The sequence below is a fragment of the Streptomyces sp. NPDC001156 genome (assembly GCF_053598275.1).
This window is the reverse complement of the sequence record NZ_JBSFJX010000395.1, coordinates 1-3,787: the sequence shown is the minus strand read 5'-3', so window position 1 is coordinate 3,787 and position 3,787 is coordinate 1. Positions and strand designations below refer to the sequence as shown.

Genomic DNA, 3,787 nt, shown 5'->3' with positions numbered 1-3,787 from the left:
CTGGGGGCGAAACCCCGTTTCCTGCCCTGCTCCGCAGGGGTCCGATTCCTCCCCGGCCTGAAGGCCGGGGCGTCCTCGGAGGCATTTGGTGAAGGCGCCGCCACGCGCTCGCAGTGGGCGTTCATCCAAGGCGCCCGCGGTGCACTCTTGATCACGTTCAGTTCCTCTGCCTCGAAGACCGCGTCGAACGCCTCGCCGTACTTGCCGTCTCGATCGCGCAGCAGAAACCGCAGGGACTCCATGCGTATCCCGAGGTCGGCGGCGAGATTCCTCGCCTGCTGCACCGTCCACTCCCGCGTCGGATGGGCGGTCACGCCGGTGATGCGCAGACGCCGGGTGCCGTGCTCGAGGAAGGCCAGCGCATAGAGCCGCCTGCCGAGCGCGGAGTCGATGGGGAAGAAGTCCGCCGCGATGATGCCTTCGGCCTGGGCGGTGAGGAACTCACGCCAGGTCGGACCGGAGCGACGCGGCGCGGGGTCGATGCCTGCTGCGTGGAGAATCTCCCACACCCTCGAGGCTGCGATCCGGTGCCCGAGCCGAGCCCACTCTCCTTGGATCCGCCGGTGGCCCCATCGCGGATACTCGCTGGCGAGTCGCAGTACGAGGCTCTTGAGCGCCGTGACGGTCGGCGGCCGACCGGTGCGCCTGCGCGCGCTGTAGTCCCACTGCGCGGCGACGAATCGGCGATGCCAGCCGAGCAGGGTGCCCGGAGAGACCGGGAAGACCTCGCGCCGGCGACACCGAGGTATCAGCCCCGACAAGGCAGCACACCACAACCGATCGACTGACTCGTAGCGGACCGGGCTGGCCAGCTGCCGTCGCAGCACCGCGTTCTCGTGGCGCAGGACGAGAAGCTCAGCGTCTTTCGCCGCATCCCCGCGGAGCAGCAACGACGGCAGGGAGAGCAACTTCCGGGTTACCTTGTACAACAGGGACACGATCATCCGGGCATGCTCCCAGCCGACGAACCGTCACCGCTGCCACCTGCGACGACGACATTTCGAGCAGCACAGGGTGATCAGGCAGCAGGCGAGTCTGAGGAACGCCTCGTGCGTATCCTCGGGTGCCGGACCGAGTGGAGGCCGACCGATAGTGCGGAGACCGCCGGTCGACGCGCAACTGCCCAGGGAGCAGCGGATAAGCCGCCCGCACCCTTTTCTTCTGTTTGGTCGTGGGGTTGGGGACTGTTGAGGGGCATGTCAGGGTCCCGACCACGCGGAAATGGCGTGGTGACCAGCCATCATGCGGGCCGCACCATGGGGCAAGGACAGCCGATGCCACGGGAGTTAGCACAAGAAATGCCGCATCCGTCGCCGCACGAGATGTACGGCAACGGCCGCAGGTGGTACGGGCCTGCCCAGCGCGCGACTTGCCCCCAGTCCACGTCGCAACGGCAGCGTCCCCTTGACCTGCGGGCCGCCCAGTTGCGCGCAATCGGCGCACCTGAGCCCGGGCGCGCAATCTGCCGCAAGCTTGGGGATCAGACAGGAGCAACCAACTGAAACACACCGGCGCATACATGCCGCTGGATCAACCGCCCTTGACCGAAAGCACGTTGCTTGTGCAACGAGTCAACTGGTAGTGATGAAGATCCTGTTGTCAGTGGAGTAGGCGATAGTGGGCTCTACCGCAGGAACGTATCCGCCTGTGGATGTGCGGGGGTTGGTGTGACAGGGTGGGACATTGCGCCTGCGGGTGTGCAGTCAGTGATCTCTCGGGTGAGGGAGGCCGCCGGCGACATGAACGCCGGGATCACGCTGTACGGGCGGAGCGTGCAGGGCCGCGATGGAGGCGACAGGCACGCTGTCCTTCAGCGGAGAGAGCACCAGCGGCGGCAACCGGGCAGCAGGTCTGGCGGCCGTGGCGTTGGGGACGTTCGTCGAAGGCACCGAGACGGACGTGGCATTCCTGCCTCTGCGCGCCAGCGATTCGACCAACGGCGCGATCGAGGCGACGAACGCGTACCTGGCCGGAGATCTAGAGAAGGCATGGAATGCCCAGCAGCACGCGACACTGCCACCTGATGTGACGGCGTTCCTGGAGGAAGCCCGCAAGAAGGCGGACGGCAAGCGATGATCAGTCCGGAGAAGATACCGACGTTCACCGGCGACCTAATCGAGCTGCGATGTGAGATCACCTCGCTGCGGCGGGCGGCGAAGGCGATCCGGGAGCACGGCAGAGACGTGCACACCCGCTTCCAGCACCTCGACGCCTCCTACAAGGCGCCCGAGGCCGAGCAGTTGTTCGCGACGACGCAGGCAGTGCAGGACACCTGCGGCAGCATCGCCGACAAGCTGGAGACAGTGGCCGGTGCGCTGGAAAAGTACGCGGTCCAGGTCGCCGACATCGTCAAGCAGTTGGAGACGCTGCGCGGGCAGGCGGCGGCGTTCGTGGCGTCGGTCAAGGGAGACGACAACCCGTTCTTCACGTCCTGGCGCAAGGACCAGGCGAAGGTCGACGAGCATCAGGCGCTGTGGGACGGGGTGAACGCGGCCGTCGCGGCCTTCCAGCGGGCCGAGGTGGCGTGCGCGGACAAGATCACGGCGTTGGTGGGCGGCACGCAGTGGCACATCAACGACGGCAGCCCCGAGCAGAAGAGCGCCTACGGCTTCAGCGCGCAGCAGCTGGCGCAGGCGCCGTCGTTGCCATGGGGCAGTCCGGAGCACTACGAGGCGCTGCCGGGCGGGATCGACTATCACCTGCAGCAAGCCGGGCTGAGTATCTTCGACAACGCCAAGGGGGCGGTCGAGGGGCTGGTGGACCTGTTCAGTCCGGGCGAGCAGGGCGACGCCACCCGCCAGGGCCTGGCCAGGGTGGTGATCGGCGCCGAGGGCTACCTGACGGATCCGTACGGCGACAACGGCAGTCTCCAGCCGATCCACAAGCAGTTGATGGACGAGAACAAGACGTACGCGAAGGAGTTCGCCAAGTCGTTCGTGGGCTGGGACGACTGGCAGACGAACCCGGGTAAGGCGATGGGCACGGTCATCTTCAACGGCCTCACCCTTGGGGCGGGCCCGTTGGGAGCGGCCTCGAAGGCGGGCGAGGCCGGCGCGCTGGCCCGGGTGGCCGGCACGCTGTCGAAGGTCGGCGAAGTGCTGGACCCGGTCGGCGCGGCAACGAAGACAGCCGGCGCGGCAGCCCGCGCCCTGCCGAGGGTCGCCGACCTCACCGCCGGGGTGCGCGCCGCCACCGACGCGGCTGCGGCTTCAGACGCCACGCACAGCTTCCTCCAGCTATCCGACGGCTTCCACCTCCGCATAACCGATGGGGAGTTCATTCCCGGCAAGGACGGCGTGCCCGCCACGACGGTGGCGCCCCACGAACCGACGGCCGCCGACCGCGTGTCCTCGATCGAGACTCCTCACCACCACGAACTGGTGGGTGCGGGTGCCCGTACGCCCGAGGTTGCTGCCCGCAGGGATGAGCATCTGCCGCCCCAGGCCAGCCGTGAGACGCCGCACGGATCGGTGGGTGGTGCCGAGGTCCCAGGCGGACATGTAGAGGCCCGTGGGCATCACTCGGCCTCGACCCATGACACAGGGGTTGGGAGCTGTTCGGCTTCGGATGTGCAGGAGTGTGCGTGAGTGTGCACGAGCATGTACATGTTCGCGGTGTTGCAGCGCGCACGACCGCTTGGCGGGCACTGTCAGTGCCGGCCGGTACCGTTCTTCCTGTTGCTGATCAAGTGCTGGGGAGGGGGGTGCATCGATGCGTGGTGAGTCGCTGCGTACGATCGCTGCCCCCTTCGTGGCCGTCGGCCCGTCCGGCGTGGCGATCCGCACCC

The 3,787-nt window shown here is 67.7% G+C and carries 3 protein-coding genes and 1 pseudogene; 3 read left to right on the top strand and 1 reads right to left on the bottom strand.

Translation table 11 applies throughout. The features are described 5' to 3' along the window. Positions 1-944, bottom strand: a 944-nt coding sequence (locus tag ACWDA7_RS51185) for a hypothetical protein (RefSeq protein ID WP_450614871.1), incomplete at its 3' end; no start/stop codon positions are given. 723 nt (positions 945-1,667) lie between these two features. Between ACWDA7_RS51185 and ACWDA7_RS51180 the strand changes: the two are divergent. The 3 genes and pseudogenes from ACWDA7_RS51180 to ACWDA7_RS51170 all read left to right on the top strand — a co-directional run. Beyond that, a pseudogene (locus tag ACWDA7_RS51180) lies at positions 1,668-1,730 on the top strand (DUF6507 family protein); the annotation flags it as partial. A 55-nt stretch (positions 1,731-1,785) separates the two neighbouring features. Further along, positions 1,786-2,076, top strand: coding sequence for a DUF6507 family protein (locus tag ACWDA7_RS51175; RefSeq protein WP_450614869.1), 291 nt, complete (start codon positions 1,786-1,788; stop codon positions 2,074-2,076). Beyond that, complete coding sequence (locus tag ACWDA7_RS51170) at positions 2,073-3,587, top strand: hypothetical protein (protein WP_450614867.1); 1,515 nt, start codon at positions 2,073-2,075, stop codon at positions 3,585-3,587. Before ACWDA7_RS51175 ends, ACWDA7_RS51170 begins: the two co-directional genes overlap by 4 nt. Positions 3,588-3,787: the final 200 nt, after the last annotated feature.

What these genes read in the sequence shown, in the direction of transcription:
- ACWDA7_RS51170 (WP_450614867.1), top strand. Translation starts at nt 2,073, where the DNA reads ATGATCAGTCCGGAGAAGATACCGACGTTCACCGGCGACCTAATCGAG.
- ACWDA7_RS51175 (WP_450614869.1), top strand. Translation starts at nt 1,786, where the DNA reads ATGGAGGCGACAGGCACGCTGTCCTTCAGCGGAGAGAGCACCAGCGGC.